This is a genomic window from Siminovitchia fortis (assembly GCF_007681465.1).
GTDB classification, from domain to species: Bacteria; Bacillota; Bacilli; order Bacillales; family Bacillaceae_C; genus Siminovitchia; species Siminovitchia fortis.
On sequence record NZ_VEKZ01000053.1, the window covers coordinates 1 to 19,100 of the forward strand.

At 42.0% G+C, this 19,100-nt stretch carries 15 protein-coding genes, 1 pseudogene and 1 other annotated feature; of the genes and pseudogenes, 11 read left to right on the forward strand and 5 right to left on the reverse strand.

Going from position 1 to position 19,100, the window contains the following annotated elements:
• The first annotated feature begins 160 nt into the window (after window positions 1-160).
• Window positions 161-1,105, forward strand: a complete 945-nt coding sequence (gene metA / locus FS666_RS14880; protein ID WP_144462287.1) for a homoserine O-acetyltransferase MetA — start codon at window positions 161-163, stop codon at window positions 1,103-1,105.
• A 571-nt stretch (window positions 1,106-1,676) separates the two neighbouring features.
• On the opposite strand, the gene FS666_RS14885 is transcribed toward metA, so the two are convergent.
• Entirely contained in the window at window positions 1,677-1,973 is a 297-nt protein-coding gene (locus tag FS666_RS14885; protein ID WP_244943929.1) for a transporter suffix domain-containing protein, read from the reverse strand.
• Between the two features lie 152 nt (window positions 1,974-2,125).
• Here FS666_RS14885 and FS666_RS14890 point away from each other — a divergent pair, with 152 nt between their 5' ends.
• A complete protein-coding gene (locus FS666_RS14890; protein WP_144462291.1) occupies window positions 2,126-3,142 on the forward strand; it encodes a hypothetical protein in 1,017 nt (338 codons plus the stop codon).
• A 79-nt stretch (window positions 3,143-3,221) separates the two neighbouring features.
• A complete protein-coding gene (locus FS666_RS14895) occupies window positions 3,222-3,650 on the forward strand; it encodes a cell wall hydrolase (RefSeq protein ID WP_144462293.1) in 429 nt (142 codons plus the stop codon).
• A 147-nt stretch (window positions 3,651-3,797) separates the two neighbouring features.
• On the opposite strand, the gene cydS is transcribed toward FS666_RS14895, so the two are convergent.
• The 3 genes from cydS to FS666_RS14905 are packed head-to-tail and all read right to left on the reverse strand — an operon-like array spanning window position 3,798 to window position 6,284.
• The gene (cydS, locus tag FS666_RS20680) at window positions 3,798-3,902 is read right to left on the reverse strand and encodes a cytochrome bd oxidase small subunit CydS family protein (RefSeq protein WP_391564075.1); all 105 of its coding nucleotides are present in this window, start codon (window positions 3,900-3,902) and stop codon (window positions 3,798-3,800) included.
• A gap of 16 nt (window positions 3,903-3,918) precedes the next feature.
• Entirely contained in the window at window positions 3,919-4,941 is a 1,023-nt protein-coding gene (locus FS666_RS14900; protein WP_144462295.1) for a cytochrome d ubiquinol oxidase subunit II, read from the reverse strand.
• Window positions 4,938-6,284: a cytochrome ubiquinol oxidase subunit I gene (locus FS666_RS14905; RefSeq protein ID WP_120073788.1), complete on the reverse strand. Its 1,347-nt coding sequence runs from the start codon at window positions 6,282-6,284 to the stop codon at window positions 4,938-4,940. The genes FS666_RS14900 and FS666_RS14905 overlap by 4 nt, the downstream gene beginning before the upstream one ends.
• An 851-nt stretch (window positions 6,285-7,135) precedes the next feature.
• Between FS666_RS14905 and FS666_RS14910 the strand changes: the two genes are divergently transcribed.
• The 7 genes and pseudogenes from FS666_RS14910 (at window position 7,136) to FS666_RS14940 (ending at window position 13,546) form a co-directional block, all read left to right on the forward strand.
• The gene (locus FS666_RS14910) at window positions 7,136-7,750 is read left to right on the forward strand and encodes an MOSC domain-containing protein (RefSeq protein ID WP_164876356.1); all 615 of its coding nucleotides are present in this window, start codon (window positions 7,136-7,138) and stop codon (window positions 7,748-7,750) included.
• 146 nt (window positions 7,751-7,896) lie between these two features.
• Window positions 7,897-7,983 (forward strand): annotated as a pseudogene (locus FS666_RS20345) (YjcZ family sporulation protein); the annotation flags it as partial.
• 325 nt (window positions 7,984-8,308) lie between these two features.
• Window positions 8,309-8,523, forward strand: a binding site (T-box leader).
• A gap of 60 nt (window positions 8,524-8,583) precedes the next feature.
• Window positions 8,584-9,684, forward strand: coding sequence for a glutamate 5-kinase (gene proB, locus FS666_RS14920; RefSeq protein WP_144462297.1), 1,101 nt, complete (start codon window positions 8,584-8,586; stop codon window positions 9,682-9,684).
• Between the two features lie 38 nt (window positions 9,685-9,722).
• Window positions 9,723-10,994 (forward strand): glutamate-5-semialdehyde dehydrogenase, encoded by a 1,272-nt coding sequence (locus FS666_RS14925; RefSeq protein WP_144462299.1) that lies wholly within the window; start codon window positions 9,723-9,725, stop codon window positions 10,992-10,994.
• Between the two features lie 44 nt (window positions 10,995-11,038).
• A complete protein-coding gene (locus tag FS666_RS14930; RefSeq protein ID WP_186306572.1) occupies window positions 11,039-12,112 on the forward strand; it encodes a branched-chain amino acid aminotransferase in 1,074 nt (357 codons plus the stop codon).
• A gap of 67 nt (window positions 12,113-12,179) precedes the next feature.
• The gene (mug, locus tag FS666_RS14935; RefSeq protein ID WP_144462303.1) at window positions 12,180-12,683 is read left to right on the forward strand and encodes a G/U mismatch-specific DNA glycosylase; all 504 of its coding nucleotides are present in this window, start codon (window positions 12,180-12,182) and stop codon (window positions 12,681-12,683) included.
• Between the two features lie 161 nt (window positions 12,684-12,844).
• The gene (locus FS666_RS14940; protein WP_144462305.1) at window positions 12,845-13,546 is read left to right on the forward strand and encodes a response regulator; all 702 of its coding nucleotides are present in this window, start codon (window positions 12,845-12,847) and stop codon (window positions 13,544-13,546) included.
• On the opposite strand, the gene FS666_RS14945 is transcribed toward FS666_RS14940, so the two are convergent.
• Window positions 13,534-13,677 carry an anti-repressor SinI family protein gene (locus FS666_RS14945; RefSeq protein ID WP_244943930.1) on the reverse strand — a complete coding sequence of 48 codons (144 nt, stop codon included), beginning with the start codon at window positions 13,675-13,677 and terminating at the stop codon, window positions 13,534-13,536. The two genes, FS666_RS14940 and FS666_RS14945, sit on opposite strands and share 13 nt — an antisense overlap.
• A 137-nt stretch (window positions 13,678-13,814) precedes the next feature.
• Between FS666_RS14945 and FS666_RS14950 the strand changes: the two genes are divergently transcribed.
• Window positions 13,815-19,028: an AAA family ATPase gene (locus FS666_RS14950; protein WP_144462309.1), complete on the forward strand. Its 5,214-nt coding sequence runs from the start codon at window positions 13,815-13,817 to the stop codon at window positions 19,026-19,028.
• Window positions 19,029-19,100 lie beyond the last annotated feature (72 nt).

Here is a 19,100-nt window from a genome sequence, read left to right on the forward strand (position 1 = left end):
TCCTTTATCTCGTCGGAGGCACTCCAGTCTGTACGTCGATGGGCAAGGCGCTTGCACTTTTCTTTATGAAAAAATCAAAAAATTAATATTAGCCGTTGATGAAATGTGGCTTCCCGCTTATAATAGGTGTTATTAGCTTTTTCAAGCAGGAGGGATTTCATTGCCAATTAACATTCCTAAACAAATGCCGGCGCGGGAAGTTCTCGAAAAAGAAAAGATATTTGTAATGGATGAAGAAAGAGCAAGCACGCAAGATATCCGTCCATTGAATATATTAATTTTAAATTTGATGCCTGAAAAAGAAAAGACGGAAGTGCAATTGCTGAGACTCCTTGGAAATACGCCTTTACAGGTGAATATTACATTTTTGCATATGGAAACCCATCATTCCAAAAATGTAAGCAAATGGCACCTGGAGCAATTTTACAAAACATTCTCATCCGTGAAAAAGTATTATTTTGACGGCATGATCATTACGGGAGCACCGATTGAACATCTCCCTTTTGAAAAGGTCAATTACTGGGACGAACTGAAGGAAATCATGGACTGGTCCAAAGATCACGTCACTTCAGTTATGCACATTTGCTGGGGCGCCCAGGCTGCATTGTACCATCATTACGGAATAGGCAAGTTTGAGCTTCCATCCAAATGCTCCGGTATATATAAGCACACTATTGCCGACCAGACTGTTAAACTTGTCCGGGGCTTTGATGAAGTATATTTTGCCCCGCATTCACGGTACACGAGCGTCAGCCGGGAAAAAATTATGGAGCATCCCGAACTGAAGCTTTTATCTGAAGGGGAAGCCGGACCATTTATGATTATGTCTGAAGACGAGAAGCATATCATGGTTACAGGCCATCTGGAGTATGATACGGACACACTGGCTATCGAATACGAGCGGGATCTGAAAAAAGGGCTGGATATTCAAATGCCGGAAAACTATTTTCCGAATAATGATTTGAACGAGCAGCCGCTAAACAAATGGCGGTCGCACAGCCATCTCCTATTTTCCAACTGGCTGAATTATTACGTTTATCAGGAAACTCCTTATGAGCAGGACCGGAAAGTGAAAGTGGATGTCCCGGTCCCGAATGAGCTTTAACAGAAATCGCACGGAAATAAGAAAAGCGCAAGCGCCCGTTTAGCGACGTACAAACTGGAGCACTCCGCAATGAGATAAAGGATAAGGAAAGGCGGAGAGTGCCTGCTTATCGGCGCAAAGCTAGACGAGCGCTGAAGAAGGCGTAGTTTGCCTTCAGCAGCGATTGGCTTATGACCTCGAGCAGATGGCACTCGGAGCCGATGTTGACTTATCGTAGTGCTCTGAGCCTACTTCCTCGAATAAACATCCACGCAGAAAAAGCGAAGCTTTTTCGAGGAAAGGAGTGTGAAGTTCGCTAGTCGCTGGGCGCTGGAGCTGGACACTACGAACCCCCTGTTTGAAGAGAGTATTCGGTAAAATTTTATGCTTACTTTAATTTAAAGTAAAGGGCATTACAAATTCACATGATGAATGCGTAATGTCCTTTCTTATTTGGCTGATGCCTCACAATTCCCGCAGCCTTTGAAGTAATGATTACATGTTTACCAATTCAATAGGTGACAAATTCGCATAATATTTTTGTATGATCCATATGTCCTCAATCGTTTGATTAATCTGCTCTGCTATATTTTTATTTTTCATCCTTTTGCCCCTCACCTTTTTTTCGCCAATTCTTTGGATTTAGGTAGCTTTTAAATTTGGCTGCTGCTTCTTTTCCAACAAGTAAAGCACCTATCCAGAACATGATTTCCGCAATGATTATACTTCCTGTAATGATAGCTGCCTTTATCTTAGTTGGAAGTGGTGTAAATGGCGTGATAACTGGAATCAGGTAAACTAAAAGAGAGAGGATCAACAGCCCTATTCCAAGTTTATATACAATTCGTTTTTGTTGCTTCTTTTTGATCGAAGCCACCCCTCTTTCCAATTTCGAATCACCCCCTAATTTATTCGAGGCTTGATTACAAGGATTTTTTAAAGAACATATAAAGGAAGGCGATGGTCTACACAGCTTACTATAGAATAAACAGACTTTCATATAAAGAAATGATATATTGATAAGTAAGAGGAGGGGTTAAATTGGCCATCAAGTTCAGGAAAAAAACGGAATTATTTACTTTTTATGATTCGAAAGGTAAGAAAATCGAACGCGAAACAGAGGTTCGCTTAGATCCGCTGACAGGGGAGACATCCAGGCTTGTATATGATGCGGGCCTTGCGATTACTCCCCCGGATTATACGGAAGAGGCGGATAAAACGAAAGGGGCGAATTGTCCATTTTGTCCGGAAAATATTGATACAATGACGCCTGTTTTTCCAAATATGATTGCTGAGGAAGGCCGAATCACCGAAGGTGGGGCAGTTGTGTTCCCTAATCTTTTTCCTTACAGCAAGCATAATGGTGTAGCTGTTTTCTCCGGAGACCATTATGTCCGTTTAAGTGAATTTACACCTGAATTGATTGTAAACGCTTTTAAGGCAGCGCAAAAGTACATTCATAAGGTGAATATTACGGATACACACGCTAAGTTTTCCTCCATTAACTGGAATTATTTGCCTCTTTCAGGAGGGAGCATCATCCATCCTCATCTACATATTATTGTTTCAGACAGCGGTACGAATTACCAAACAGCGGTATATAAAAAAGCAAGACAGTTTGAGATGGAAACAGGAACAAAATATTTTGCGGCCCTTTATGAAACTGAAAAATCCCTTGGGGAAAGATGGATTGCGGACACAGGGACGGTATCCTGGCTGCATGCATTTGCACCAAAAAGCCACAATGATTATATTGGAATTTTCAATCATGCTTTTTCAATTAAGGATATTCAGGAAACGGATTGGAAGCATTTTGCAAAAGGTCTTCAAAGTATTTTTGCCTCTCTTACGGAACAGGGTTTTGCAAGTTTCAATTTCATTTTGTCAGTGGACCCGGAAGAGAAAGAGCCTGTTCACGTCCGGCTGATCCCACGGCTGGTTATAGGAGCGCTAGATACAAGTGATATTAACTTTTTTCAGGCGCTGCATCAGGAGTCTCTTACTTACAAGGTTCCGGAGGAAATTACAGCGAGGGCCCGCCTCCACTTTGAAAACTGATTTCTAAGTCTTTGCCTTCAGTAAACAATTTCCCAGCCATGCAATAGAATAAATGTGTAGGATACATGGAGGTGGCAGTATGGCTGTTGTAAAAGCGAGGACATCTGATATTGACTTGTTGGCAAGGCTGCTGCGGGCTGAAGCGGAGGGAGAAGGGACACAGGGTATGCTGATGGTTGGCAACGTAGGGATCAATAGAATCAGGGCAAACTGCTCCGATTTTGCCGGTCTCCGAACCATCCCGCAGATGGTTTACCAGCCGCATGCATTTGAAGCCGTGACCCATGGTTATTTTTATCAAAGGGCAAGGGAAACCGAAAGAAGGCTGGCGAGACGGACGGTGCAAGGAGAAAGAGTTTGTCCCGCCAAATACAGCCTGTGGTATTTCAGGCCGCCGGGAGATTGTCCCGCCACATGGTACGATCAGCCGTTTGTCGGCAGGTATAAACTGCACTGCTTTTATGAGCCGACCGGCGAGGAATGCGAAAATGTCTATACAACGTTTTGATGGTTAGGAGCAAACAAGCATAGAAGTGGTGCTTGTTTGTTTTTTATTTTTGTCAACAGCTCATGATTTCTTGCAACCTTATTGCTCATCGTTCGCCAACCTAAAAAATCCGGAACTCTCGTTCTGGATTCCGGATTTTTATAAAGATTATTTTTTTGTAACCGCCCGGTCTTTTGGAGCTGCCCAAAATGCAATCGCGACTGAAACTCCCAGGACGATAAAAGGGGCGTAAAAAACGAAGAAATTATGCATATGAAATCTCCCTTTCTTAATATGGATCCGATTTTCCTGTGACATAATCTTTATTGAAAAGAAACAGCCGCAACAGTAAATAAAGAGAGGGGATCAATAATCCCAGTCCCGCAATAAAGGCGACGATCAGGGATATGGCCATGGCTTCGTTTGTAAAACTGTCATAGATCGTCAAATGCGGATAAAGCAAATAGGGGTAGTGGGAGATGCCGTATGCGAAAAACGCAAGGGCAAACTGTCCCGCCAACAATCCGAATGCTCTTCCGTAATGTTTTCTTTTCCATATAAGCCAAACAGTGCCGATAAATAAAAGGAATGATAAAACAAACATCCACCACAGATTCAGCAAATTAGCAAAGTGTTCCGGATTATGGGCACGAAGTTCAACAATGATCCCTGAAGCCGTGATGATCAGCGGGAGGGACCAGGTGAGCGCGTATTTCCGCATTAATTCTGCAGCATCTTTATCCTTTGCCTTGTGGGCGTACCAAGTCAGGAAAACAGCGGATATATATAGTACGGCCGCAATACTCAATACCACAATGCTCCACGTAAGGGGGGTGGTAAACAGCGCCCAGTAATCCAGCACCGGCTTTCCGTTCTCGATAAAAACGAATCCGCCCTCTGAAATCGTCAGAACAATCGATAAAGAGGCAGGAAGGAACAGCCCTGACAGGCCGTACATGAACGAATATCCCTTATGGCCCCTTGATCCGTAAGTTTCAAAAGCATAGTAGGATCCCCGGATGGCTAATAGCAAAATAGCAATGCTGACAGGGACAAGGAGAATGGTTCCATAATAAAATGCCGTTTTTGGAAAAAACCCGACGATTCCTACGAAAAAGAATACAAGAAAAACATTCGTTACTTCCCAAACAGGGGACAGATAACGCTGAATGATGTTCGTCAAAATGTGCTGCTTGCCGGCATACAAACTGTATGCGTTAAAAAATCCTGCGCCAAAGTCAACGGAAGCGACAATGACGTAGCCAAATAAAAATGTCCATAACACCATGATTCCCAATATTTCCAAATTCATCGAACGACACCGCCTTTTTCCGCATGACGCTCTTCAAGCTCGCGTTCAACAGGGTTGTTCCGGAACATCCTGCTTAATACAACGACACTTCCGATGGCAAGAATGATATACAACCCGGCAAACAGAATGAGCATGGTATCAACGTGATTGCTTGATGTTGCAGCATCTGATGTCTTCATCAGCCCGCGAAGGACCCAAGGCTGCCTCCCGACTTCCGCCAGCCACCATCCCATCTCGATAGCCAGGATGGATAACGGGCCGCCGAGAACAATCAGCCAGCGAAACCATTTTGTTTGAATTAAGGCCCAGCTTCTTTTTGACCCCAGCCAAAACACTAGTGACAATAAAGTCATCCATACGCCAATGGATACCATGATATCAAAGAGATAGTGGATATATAGAGGAGGAATTTCATCCTCTTTAAACTGATCCAGCCCGATAACCTCCGCTGATGGATCGCTGTATGCCAAAATACTGAGAGCCTTTGGAATTTCAATGGCATATTTTACTTCTCCATTATCCAGTTTTCCAAATAGCACGAGCGGTGCATCTCCGGATGTTTCAAAATGCCATTCAGCAGCCGCAAGCTTTTCCGGCTGGTAATCCGCCAGGTATTTTCCTGAAAAATCTCCGATTACCGCTGTGGCGATGGAGAAAATGAGGCCAATTTTCATGGTCAAATACAAAGCTTTTTTATGGTAAATATGATCTGATCCTTTTAAAAGCCTGAAACCGGCAATGGAAGCCAAAACAAAAGCGGAAGTCATAAATGCACTGGCAACGACGTGTGCCACTTTTGTAGGCATGGCCGGATTGAACATGGCAATAAGCGGGTTGATATTCACGAGCTCCCCATTCACAATGTCGAAGCCTTGCGGTGCATTCATAAAAGCATTGACGATTGTAATAAAAACAGCCGAGAAGGCCGCTCCTGCCGCAACCGGTATCAGAAGCATAAGGTGTTTGCGCTGATCCTTGAACCGGTCCCATGTGTATAAATAAATTCCCAGAAAAATCGCTTCGAAAAAGAAAGCGAAAGTCTCCATGAAAAGCGGCAAAGCTATGACATTTCCCGCCAATTCCATAAAATTAGGCCATAAAAGCGAGAGCTGCAATCCGATGGCTGTTCCGGTTACAACCCCGACTGCAACGGTAATGACGAAGCCGCGGGTCCACCGTCTCGCCAATAAAATATAGTGCTCGTCATTCTTCCTGATGCCGACCCACTGTGCAATCATGATCATCAGCGGAACGCCGACTCCGATTGTGGCATATATGATATGGAAAGAGAGGGTCAGTTCCGTCAACAGCCGGCTGTAAAACAAGGAATCTCCGTTAAACATACAACTTTCACCCTTTCATCAACTGCCAAAAATCCGTCCAAGAATGGATAAAAGCATAATGGCTGCTGCGCCAAATGCAAGTCCTACCAAGATCCGTTCATGTTTTTTATACATCATTTAAACACCCCTAAATTTATCATACCCTATATTGCCCTTGCTGAACGTTATTATGTGTCAAATTGTTAGCTTCTTTATGATAAAGTTGTGAAATGCTGAAAAATTAGTTGTTTTGCGTTGCAAGTTCTTTTTTTATGGTGTGATAACTTCGATGGTATATTGATATAATTTCCAGGTGAATAGCTGCCAATACTAATATTGGGTTAACCTGTTGCAATCGGCTTTGCCGCTGGTATTGGTTATATGACGACACCGGAGGCACTTGTCTTAACATCAGTTATTAACATCTGGTCCTATTGCAGTTTTTTGGTATTATGACTTGGTCATATTATCAGCTTATGAATAAACGGTTTTAAAATTCCCGGCCGCTCCACTTTTTACAGAAAAACGATGGTATAATATTAGTTATATAAGGTCGTGAATTGGCGGAAGTATTGAATCCAAAACCGGCTATTTTCTTTTGGCTTTCCTTCCTCAGTTTATCCATCCTGAAAAGGGGCCTGCCATTGTTCAGTTCCTATTACTGGGTTTGATTTTTGTAATCATGAGCTGTCTTTACACTTCCATGATAGCCATCAGCATTCGCCCTATCGGCCGTTTGATGAAGCGTACTGCCAATATTGGACAGTGGAGCGGAAAAGTTGCAGGGTTGATCTATATTTGGCTTGGTGTAAAAGTAGCGTTTCAACAACGATAAAAAAACACGAGGGGAGAATCATACCATTATAAAATCATTGAATGTAGGCCGGCCGCAGCTGATCGGAAACCCATTTGGACGGGTAATCAATTCCGGCATAAGAAAAAAGCCGGTTTCTTCGGCATACCTCTATAAAACAGGCTTTGAAAATGATGACGTGGCAGATCATGACAGCCATGGAGGCGATGATAGGGCCGTCTGTTTTTACCCTTTTGAACATTATGCGGAGTGGAACGCCCTCTCCGGCACAGAGCTGAACATACCAGCTTTCGGTGAGAATATCACCGTCGCCGACCATACTGAAGATAGTGTATATGTTGGCGACATATACCAAATAGGCGATGCAAAGGTTCAAATCACCCAAAGCAGGATACCATGTGCAAAAGTTGATATTGCCAACCGGATCAGAGGCTTTTTCGAACAATTTATCCAAACAGGAAAAACCGGCTATTTTGCCCGGGTGTTGGAAGAGGGCTTGGTGGAGGAAAGTTCGGCCATCACATTGATCGACCGCCCTCAAGACACTATTTCCATCAACGGGTTGCATCACTTATTTTTTCATGACCGAAAAAATATGAAAGAGATTGAAAGAGTAATAGCTATGGAAGGACTTGCAGAAGATATGCGGGAAAGGCTTAAAAAACTCCTATAAAATAGTCAACGAAAAGCACTTAAACATAAATATTCCAGGCTCTATGAATAAAATTTGTGGCACCCGAAATACATGGACAATCACGATTAAATATACTACATAATTTGAAGAATGAGTGAAAGGGTCATGGTGGAAAAGGCAGCAGGAAGAGTGGGTTTGCTTTAATTGTTGTGCTGTTTATTTTATTAAATTATAATGGGTGCCTCCTATGTAGGTGGTGCAGGGGGCGGTAACCCTGTATTTATCGGGTTCTATCCGTTTTTTCCGTTCCTTTGGTGGTAGTCTTCCGTTTGGATACAGATCTTGGGGCAACTTCCTTTTGGACGTTGCTTTTTCTTTGTCCAGCTTCAGCGCCTATCGATTAGCAGACTTCGCACCTCCTCCTACGATAAGTCAACATCGGCTCGTTCCTCGCCGTGTTTTCTTTATCTCGTCGGAGGCACTCCAGTCTGTACGTCGATGGGCAAGGCGCTTGCGCTTTTCTTATTATGCACAGGATCTATTGTCAGCATCTTGACAAACCTGCTTTTTTTAAGCATAATTAAATCAAATTACGAACGATGAACGCAGACGAAGGACTAGTAAACGGATGAGTCCGTGACAAGAGAGCGAAATTTACAAGCTGAGAGATTTCGCCACTGGAAAGCCGTTGAACCTGCCTTCTGAGTCCCGTGCAAAAAACATGGGCGTTTCCTGGCGTTATCAGGCAAAGTGGGGTGCTGAGGCACCCAATAATGGTGGTACCGCGGAAGCAGAGCTCTTTCGTCCTTTATATGAGGATGGGAGAGCTATTTTATTTTCTAAGAATGATTATTGTAATAGGAGATAGACCGATGAGAAAAAAAAGGATCGTTGTCAAAATCGGAAGCAGTTCCCTGACGAATGACAGAGGGGAAATCGATCAGGATAGGTTTGCTGATCACGTTCATGCATTGGCAGCTCTAAAAGACGCCAATCATGAAGTGATTCTTGTTTCTTCAGGTGCTGTAGCCGCCGGCTTCAGAAGCCTGGGATACCCCGCCCGCCCTGTAACGGTAAAAGGAAGACAGGCAGCCGCGGCAGTCGGCCAAAGCCTGCTCGTCCAGTCTTATACTGAAAAATTGAGTGAATTTAACATTGTTCCAGCACAAATTTTGCTCACACGCGGTGATTTTTCAGACAGATCCCGCTATAGAAATGCGTTTGCAACTATCGGCGAGCTTTTGGACCGCGGACTTTTGCCGATTATCAACGAAAATGATACCGTTGCAGTCGATGAATTGACATTTGGCGACAATGACATGCTCTCTGCCCTCGTCAGCGGATTTATACACGCCGACATGCTGATCATCTTAACGGATATTAATGGTTTATATGATTCCAATCCGAGGACGAATCCTGATGCGAAGAAGTTTGATTATTTGGAGGATATCACAAAGGATTTGCTGAAATCTGCCGATGAGTCAGGCTCGAAAGTTGGAACAGGCGGCATGAAATCCAAATTGTTGGCGGCAAAAACGGCCGTCTCCCTTGGTGTTCCGGTCTTCATCGGTAAAGGAACCGGCAAGGATAAGCTGCTTGAAATCATACGCGGAAACGGGGACGGCACATACATCGCGAACGGCACCCTTGATCCCATAAATACAAACAGGCAATGGATTGCCTTCCATTCCGAAACATCAGGAAAAGTATATGTTGACCAGGGAGCGGAGGAAGCGATTCTTTATAGAGGCAAAAGCTTGCTTCCCGCCGGTGTCTTCAAGGTAAAAGGGAATTTCCAAAAAGGTGATGTTGTTGAAGTTTACGGTGTAAACGGACTGTTGGGAAGAGGAGAAGTCACATATTCATCCCAGGAACTTAGGGATTTGATTGATAAAAGAAACGATGATGAAAAGAGATACATGTTGATCCCGACTCTTGAAGTCATCCATCGCAATAGATGGGTCAAGGTCTGATCAATAAAGCAATACGAATGAACAGGAGAGGAAAACTTATGGAACTGAAAGAAAAAGCCCCAGTAAGTGAAGTGGAAGCTAAAGGAAAAGCGGCATTAAAAGCAAGCAGGGTACTCGTCAACCGTTCAACAGGAGAAAAAAACAAGGCGCTTGACTTGATTTCCGAACAGTTATTGAAGGGTAAAGATTACATTCTTCAAGAGAATGAGAAAGATTTGCAGGCGGGAAAAGAAAGAGGGCTGACTGAGGCAATCCTGGACCGGATCATGCTCAACGAAAAACGTATTGAAGATATGGCACATGCCATTAAACTTTTAATAGACTTGAAAGATCCGATAGGTGAAACATTGGAGACCATTGAAAAAGAAAATGGCATGACGATCGTGAAAAAAAGGGTGCCGATCGGCGTGGTCGGCATGATTTATGAAGCAAGGCCTAATGTGACGATTGATGCAGCCACCCTTTCGTTAAAAACCGGAAATGCGGTTATATTAAGAGGAAGCTCTTCAGCTAAATATTCCAATTTGGCCCTCGTCCGATCAATTCATGAAGCGCTGGAAAAAAGTACGGTTCCGGCAGATGCTGTACAACTCATAGAAGATACCAGCAGGGAAACGGCCAAGGAACTTTTCCAATTGAACGATTATTTGGATGTACTGATTCCGCGTGGAGGTAAACAGCTCATTGAAACGGTCATCCGCGAATCGACTGTGCCGGTTATCGAAACCGGAGCCGGAAACTGCCATGTCTACGTTGATCAATTTGCAGATCAAGAAATGGCTGAAAACATCGTGCTGAATGCCAAGCTGCAGCGTCCATCTGTCTGCAATGCCATTGAAACGATTCTCGTACAATCAGATTGGTTCGAAAAATACGGAAAAGAATTGCTCGAAAAGCTTGATCAAAACAATGTGGTAATCCATGGGAACGAGGCAGTTTGCGATGTTTTCCCTAAGGCTAAAGAAGCCGGCGAGGATGATTGGGGAGCCGAATATCTTGGTCTGGCTGTAAGTGTAAAAGTCGTAAAAGACGTTGACGAAGCCATTCAGCATATCAATGAATATGGAACAAAGCACTCCGAAGCCATTGTGACCGCGAATGGAGAAAATGCACGGAAATTCCAGACAGAAGTCGATGCATCAACTGTCTATCATAATGTTTCCACAAGATTCACCGACGGGTTTGAGTTTGGTTATGGAGCGGAAATTGGCATCAGCACCCAGAAATTGCATGCACGCGGACCGATGGGGCTCAACGCCCTTACATCCAGCAAGTTTTTCGTGTCCGGCGATGGACAGATCCGTGAGTAAAGTGTTTAAATATAAAAAAAGATTAAGAGAGAGAAGGGGAGCAAGTGTTGAATAAACAAATAGACATCCAACTTAGTGCCAATCGCAAAGAGAAGCCGTCTTTTTCCAGCTTGAAATTTGGAAAAACTTATACCGACCATATGTTTATCATGGATTATTCGAGGGAAAATGGGTGGCATGATCCGAGAATTGTTCCATATCAGCCGATTACACTGGATCCTGCTGCGACGATTTTCCATTATGGGCAAACCATATTCGAAGGCCTAAAAGCTTATATTTCAGAAAATGAGGAAGTTTTTCTTTTCAGGCCTGATGAAAATATCAAAAGGCTGAACAGGTCAAGTATTCGTATGTGTATTCCCGAGGTGGACGAAGAGCTTGCGCTTGAAGCATTGAAAAAGCTTGTTTCCATTGACCGCGACTGGATTCCCAATCAGGAAGGCATGTCATTATATATACGGCCATTTATCATTTCAACTGAAGCGAATCTGGATGTTACGCCATCGCAAACGTACAAATTCATGATCATCATGTCACCGGTCGGCAGTTTTTACAAGGAAGGGATGAGCCCGGTCAAAATTGCGGTGGAAAGCGAATATGTACGGGCAGTCCGGGGCGGAACAGGAAATGCTAAAACAGCCGGCAACTATGCTGGTGCCATGATTGTGCAGGAAATAGCAAATGCTGAAGGCTATTCCCAAGTCCTGTGGCTTGATGGGAAAGAGAATAAATACATTGAAGAAGTCGGAAGTATGAATGTGTTCTTTAAAATCAACGGTGAAGTAGTAACACCTGCATTGAGCGGAAGCATTCTGGAAGGGATCACCAGAAAGTCCGTTATTGAGCTTCTTCAGCACTGGGGCGTGCCTGTATCCGAGAGAAAAATCTCCATTGAGGAGCTGTATGACGCACACCAAAACGGCCAACTGGAGGAAGCGTTCGGCTCTGGCACGGCCGCTGTCATTTCACCTATCGGGGAATTATCCTGGAAGAATGAAAAGATGGTCATCAATGACGGAAAAACAGGCGAGTTGACAATGAAAGTATATAAAGCTTTGACGGGCATTCAAACGGGTAAGGAAGAAGATCCGTTTGGCTGGCGGGTAAAAGTGGACTAATTTAGAATAAAACTTACAGGAGCCGTCCGCGTGGGCGGCTCCTGCTTTTTATAAGAAAGGAGCAGCAATGAGACCAATACCTGACCATTTGAAAAAGGATTTGCGTATCCTGTTCATAGGCTTCAATCCAAGCATCCGCTCAAGCGAAACAGGCCATCATTATGCCAATCCGACCAACCGCTTCTGGTCTATTTTGCATCAGTCCGGGCTCACTGACAGAAAGTTTTCCCCTGATGAAGATGCTTCATTGCTCGAGTATGGGTACGGATTCACAAATATCGTAGCGAGGCCGACCCGAAACGCTGAGGAAATCTCTTCTGCAGAATATAAACAAGGCAGGGAAGAACTGATCAGGAAAATATCAATCTACCGGCCTAAGATTGCCTGCTTTGTAGGAAAAGGAGTATACCAGCAATACAGCCGAAGAAAGGATGTCGCCTGGGGTGCACAAGAGGGTTCTGTTGTCCCTGGTGTCATTGACTTTGTGGCTCCTTCCTCCAGCGGTCTTGTTCGCATGAAAATGGATGAAATTGTTGCAATCTATGAACAGTTGGTATTCTTGACAAAGTAGTGGGAATGTAAAAATACATACTTACTGTCGTTTCAATAAAATACACAACTAATATAGATCCATATTCCTTACTCTATCGGACCATTATTCAAAAATTATGGTAATATATTACTAGATGATACACTGTAAATTTCAAATTCAGCAGAAAGAGGGGGAATGCATTGCTCAAAGGGAATATCATTATCGCGGATGATGATCCGGATATTAGAGAGGTACTCAAAATGTACTTAAGCAAGGAAGGCTTTCGAATCATCGAGGCGGAAGACGGCGATAAGGTTTTGGATCTTTTTGAAAAAACAAAAGCAGATATTCTTATTTTAGATGTCATGATGCCAGGCCTTGATGGTTTTGAGGTGTGTCAATTGATCAGAAAGAAAAGCGATGTTCCTGTTTTATTTTTAAGTGCGAAAGATGATGATGTAGATAAAATCGTTGGACTCGGAATTGGCGGGGATGATTTTATATCTAAGCCGTTTAGTCCTTCCGTGTTAACAGCAAAGGTAAAAGCCCATTTGCGCCGGAATCGCCTGTTACAGATGAAAGAGCATGCCCGGCAATCTGTACTTTCATATAATGGATTGGTGATTGATCTGGACAATTATTCAGTACAAATGAATGGAAGTGACATCCATTTATCTGGTAAGGAATTTGATATTTTGACATTGCTTGCAAAAAGCCCTAATCGGGTCTATACAATTGAACAAATTTTCCAGTATGTTTGGGGAGAAGAAAGTTTCGGGGATTTTCGAACAGTCATGGTGCATGTTAGTAATTTGCGAAAGAAAATTGAAATAGACCCGGCTAATCCTCAGTTTATATTAACAGTCAGAGGTATCGGTTATAAGTTCCATCATTCGGATTGACGGTGATTTTTAATAAAGGTGCGTATATCGCCAACCGTTAATCCGGCTTCTTTTGCCATGAGTATTAAATAGACCCATTCCATATCCAAATCCTTGCTATTATTTTTTTGGTCCTTGATCAGTTGATTCAAGACCGCTCCCTCCATTATTTAAAATTATAATGAATATTCTACTATCTTTTGTATAAATGACTTTTAAAATTAATTAAAGATTTGCTAAAGTTTTTGGAGCCGTAGTTTATTTTTTAAATACAGCGAGGTGAAGGTGTATGAAATTCTTAGAGAGTCCTTTTATTTTGCCCGATTATGAAGTATTAGGAGAGTTGGATAGAAACAAATTGTGGGTTTTTTATTCGGCTGTTCAAAAATCCACTGATTCCCCTGTCCTTATAAGGACGCGCACCCCTACATCTTCAATCATTCCTGATACTAATCAGACAACCCATGAGTTACATTTGCTTGAAAACCTCCCGATCGAAGGGGTTTTGAGACCGATCGCTTTGGAAAAATATAAAAATGAAACTTTTATTATGATGGAATTTTTTAAGGGGGTTTCTCTTGAAACTTTATTAAAAGGGAATTCTTTGGATATCTCTGATTTTGTTAATATAGCCATAAAAATCACAGCGACGGTGGAGAAATTACACAGCAGGCAAATCATCCATAAATATATTCATCCAGCCAATATCCTTATTCAATTGACTCCTTTAGAGGTGAAATTAACCGGTTTTGAGCATGCAGGCCATCTTGCATATGAACGTTTTCAATCACACGCAAGTTTGCATCTGTCGGAGCAGCAGGCCCACTTTATTTCGCCGGAACAGACAGGCAGACTGAATCGATTCCTTGATGAGCGCTCCGATTTATATTCATTGGGAGTTATTTTTTACCAAATGCTTACCGGAATACTGCCATTTCATTCTCGCCATCCAATGGATCTTGTTCATGCACATATTGCCAAAACGCCAATATCTCCTATTGAGGCGAATCCCAACATTCCAAATATTTTATCCGATATTGTTATGAAATTATTGAAAAAAACAGCGGAATCCCGATATCAAAGTGCTGATGGATTGAAAGAAGATTTATTGGAGTTCAAAAGAAGATTCCTATTAATGGAAAAAATCCCCAACTTTCCATTAGGACAAAAAGATCATCCTCTTAGGGTGGACTTTGGAGAAAAGATGTTTGGAAGAGACAATGCCGAAAAAAATCTGATTCGTGCATTGGATGCCAGCTGCAACGGAAACCCGACTTTTGCTCTTATTTCCGGGGAATCAGGCATTGGCAAAACAGCCCTCGTTCAGTTGGTTCAGCAGCCTCTTGTTAAAAATCGTGGATATTTTATTTCCGGAAAGTTTGATTTATTGAAAAAGCAAGAACCTTATGCACCTTTGATTCAAGCATTTAAAGATTTGTTTAAACAACTGCTATCCGAGGGGCAGAAAAGAATCGTACACTGGAAAGAAATTTTGGAGAAAAACCTTGAAGGTCATTTACCTGTGCTTGCTTCCATTATTCCGGAAATTCAATGGATTACCGGGAAGCAAAAAGATCCGGAAATGATTACAGTGCTGGAAACCCATAACCGCTTGCGTCATTCATTTGACAGACTTGTTTCGGAATTATCTACAAAAAGTCATCCGCTCGTATTGTTTTTAGATGATTTGCAATGGGCGGATCAAGCGACAATGGAATTGCTTCAATATATTGTTACGCAACCCGGTAACAGGCATTTGTTAGTGATTGGCGCCTATCGTCAAAATGAAGTTTTCGCCGGGCATCCTCTGGAAGTCATGCAAAAAGCTATTAAGCAAAAAGACCTGCGTCTCGTAGAGATCCCATTAACACCATTAAAGGAAAGTCATACGCAGGGATGGGTTCAACAACTCCTTGCATGTTCGGATTCAGAAGCGAAAGAAATGGCGACAATGATACAGAGAATAACAAAGGGAAATCCATTTTTTACCAAACAGCTCCTTCAAACGTTTGATCATCAGGGGGTCATTGTCTTTGATCAATCGAAGAAGACATGGACCATTCATTTTGAAAAATTGCGCAATATGACGATCGCAGATGATATTGTGGATTTTATTGTCGACCGTTTCCATAGGCTGCCAACAGCTACACAAGAATTGTTAAAGCTTGCATCGTGTATTGGCAATCAGTTTGAGTTGCGTATATTGATCGCCGCATTTAATGATCAAAACGCAGCAAAAGCATATGAATTGCTATGGAGTTCAGTGGAAGAGGGTTTGGTTCTTCCACTCAGCACCGTAAACAAATTCACTTACCCGGGTGGAGAAACCAATAGACACCAAAGGATTTCAGACGAATACCGATTTTTGCATGATAAAGTACAGCAGGCCATTTACTCGACAATGACTTTGTCTGATCGGGAAAAAAGCCATTTAACGATAGGAAGATTGATGATCCAGCAGAATGTACTTGAAAAAAATATATTTGATATTGTGAATCATTTTAACAAATGCATCAATCTTTTACATTCGGATGAAAAAATCCAATTGGCCGAATGGAACACGATTGCCGGACAAAAGGCAAAAGAAGGAGCTGCTTTTGAAGCCTCTTTTTCATTTTATAAAATGGCAAACGCATTGCTTGGAGATAACGGTTGGACTCTTCATTATGATTTGGCCGCTAACATTACCGTTGGACTTGGTGAGCTGGCATATATGAATAATCAGTTTCAATTTGCAGAGGAAAAGTTTGATGAAGCATTGGTCAAAGTCAGGTCACGTGAAGAAAAACTCGCGATTTATAATCTAAAAATGACTTTGTATACTCATTTACATCGGGTGGAAGATGCTGTAGAGTCCGGCCTGAAAGCGTTGCAGCTGTATGGCTGGAAAATTGATAGAGCCCCTGGGAAGATCCTGGTGGCAAAGGAATATATCAAAGGAAGATTCATCTTAAGAAAATATAAAATGGATGAACTTGCGCATTTGCCGGAAATGAAGGATCAAAACCACAAACTTGTTATGCAAACGTTAATAAGGATGAATGGCGCTGCTTATCATGTCAATCAAAACCTGGCGACACTTTTAATGCTAAAAGCTCTTCATTTTACTTTAAAACACGGGACAACTGACTTAACAGCCCTTGCTTATATTAATTATGCGCTCATCTTAAGCGCAGGTTTTTCACGTTACGAAGACAGTTTTACATTTGGCAAATTGGCTGCGTTCTATGCTGATAAATCCGGAAGTGCCATGTTGAGAGGGAGAGCCTATTTTACTTTTGGGACATTTATTCATCATTGGAAGGGCCATCTACCCGAAAGCGAAAAAATGCTTGAGCTTTCACAGAAGCTTTGTATTGAATCAGGTAATTTCCATATTGCGGGAGCAAACAGCTCGTTTCTTTGTTTGGCCAGTTTTTTAAAGGGTCATAGTTTGCGGGAAACTGCCCGTTTAATTGAACGTCAGCGAAAGTTTTCAGTGAAAATACAGTATACTTTGGCTGATGACTTTCTATATGAATTAAACGACTGGATTGCCGTTTTGGAAGGAACGAAAAACAATCCAAATTGGAACTATGCTTTTAAGACAGTCGATGAGGCGGCAACCATCATTCATTACTCTTTAAGATTACAATTTTCATATGTAATGAATGAAATAAATGTCGCAAAAGAGTTAATGAACAAACTGAAAAAGCTTGTGGATCGCTCGCTCGTTCTAATGATCGCCCCCGAATATTATTTCTACGAATCATTATGGTTATTAAGAAATTTGGAAAAAGCAAACAAGATCGAAAAATATAAGAATAAAAAGCGCATTAAAAAGAACCTGAAGCTATTTAAAAGGTGGATGGATGAAAGTCCTGCCAATTATGCACATAAATATTATTTATTAAAAGCGGAAAAGGCATGGACAGAAAATGACACGGCTCATGCAGGAAAATATTTTGAATGGGCGGCGGCAAAGGCTGCTGAAAATGGCTTTAATCAGGATGCAGGATTGATCAATGAGCGTGCAGCGAAGTTTTATTTTACCAATGGCTTTCACCGAATGGCCAAAATGGCTTTGTTTGCTTCTGTTGATGCCTATGGTAAATGGGGGGCAATGAGAAAAGTGGCCATGATCAAACAAGAATATTCCAATCTTTTCGAAGGGGGAGAAGATGTAAGCTCTGCAAATGACACAGATACCTATTCCATTGACTCAAAGTCCATCTTGACTGCAGCTGCGGCGATATCTAGTGAAATTGTATTAGAAAGGATAATTTCTAAGGTCATGAATATTGTATTAGTCAATGGTGGAGCACAAAAAGGAGTCATGTTATTAAAAGTCAATGATAAACTTAGGCCGATTGCACAGGGAGTCATAGATAAAGATGGAACCCGGATAGTGCATCATCATGATCAAATCTGCTTTCCAGAACATATTGTGCATTATGTTGAAAAGAGCCTTGATCCTGTGATCTTGTCTAATTCAGCTTCCAGCAAGAGCTTTTCCGCCGACCCTTATATTCAAAAAGAACAGCCTATATCTGTTTTATGTTTTCCCATTCTTCATCAGGGGAAGCTGACCGGCATTATTTATTTAGAACACAACTCATTGATATCCGCTTTTTCACCAGAAAGGATTGAAATATTAAATCTGATCTCTTCACAGGCAGCGATATCGATCGAGAATGCACAATTATATGAAAACTTGGAGAAAAAAGTGAAAAGCCGTACAAAAGAACTTGAACTTGCTTATGAACACTTGGAAAAAGCGAATCAAGAATTGGCGGATGCCGAAAAAATGAGACGCAAATTTCTTTCAAATATTTCACATGATCTTCGTTCACCCATCGCAGCTGTACAAGGTTATATTGAAGCCATCCTTGATGGTGTTATTCAAGATAAAGACGAGCTGATGCATTATCTTGGAAAAAGTCACCGGCGCCTATTAAGGTTAAGTGAAATGATCCATGATTTGTTTGAATTATCAAGCCTGGAATCAAGTGGGGTTTCTTTTGACAAGAAACCTATTCGGGCAGACCGATTTTTCAGACAAATATGCAAACAATTTGAGCATGATATTATAAGTTCGAAGCTGAATTTTTCATGTGAAATGGATGACCCAGCTTTTGAAGATTACCCGTATGTAGAGGTAGATATGAGAAGAATGGAACAAGTAGTTCAGAACCTTGTATCAAATTCAATCAAGCATACAGCGTCCGGGGAAATTGGTTTTAAATTGATTTTTGGAACAGAGAATCATCTGGTAACGTTCGCTGTCACGGATACTGGCTGCGGAATTTCAGAAGATGAGCTGCCTTTTATTTTCGACCGTTTCCATACAAATTCGACTATGCAAAAAAGCGGACATGGTCTTGGGCTCACGATTTGTAAAGAGATCGTCCATTTACACAATGGAAAAATCACGGTGACAAGCAAAGTCAATGAAGGAACATCTTTTTTCATTCATCTCCCGGTATGTAACCAGAATGACGATAAAATAGGGCTGCCATTGTAAAAACCCGGGAATCACCCTTGAAATCAAGGATAAATGCCGGGATTTAAGTTATAAAAATGCCTTATTTTAGAT

Bases quoted from the DNA above. Each gene is read 5' to 3' on its own strand.
- FS666_RS14895 (WP_144462293.1), top strand. From the start codon at position 3,222: ATGGCTGTTGTAAAAGCGAGGACATCTGATATTGACTTGTTGGCAAGG.
- cydS (WP_391564075.1), bottom strand. From the start codon at position 3,902: ATGCATAATTTCTTCGTTTTTTACGCCCCTTTTATCGTCCTGGGAGTT.
- FS666_RS14900 (WP_144462295.1), bottom strand. From the start codon at position 4,941: ATGAATTTGGAAATATTGGGAATCATGGTGTTATGGACATTTTTATTT.
- FS666_RS14905 (WP_120073788.1), bottom strand. From the start codon at position 6,284: ATGTTTAACGGAGATTCCTTGTTTTACAGCCGGCTGTTGACGGAACTG.
- proB (WP_144462297.1), top strand. From the start codon at position 8,584: ATGAGAAAAAAAAGGATCGTTGTCAAAATCGGAAGCAGTTCCCTGACG.
- FS666_RS14925 (WP_144462299.1), top strand. From the start codon at position 9,723: ATGGAACTGAAAGAAAAAGCCCCAGTAAGTGAAGTGGAAGCTAAAGGA.
- mug (WP_144462303.1), top strand. From the start codon at position 12,180: ATGAGACCAATACCTGACCATTTGAAAAAGGATTTGCGTATCCTGTTC.
- FS666_RS14950 (WP_144462309.1), top strand. From the start codon at position 13,815: ATGAAATTCTTAGAGAGTCCTTTTATTTTGCCCGATTATGAAGTATTA.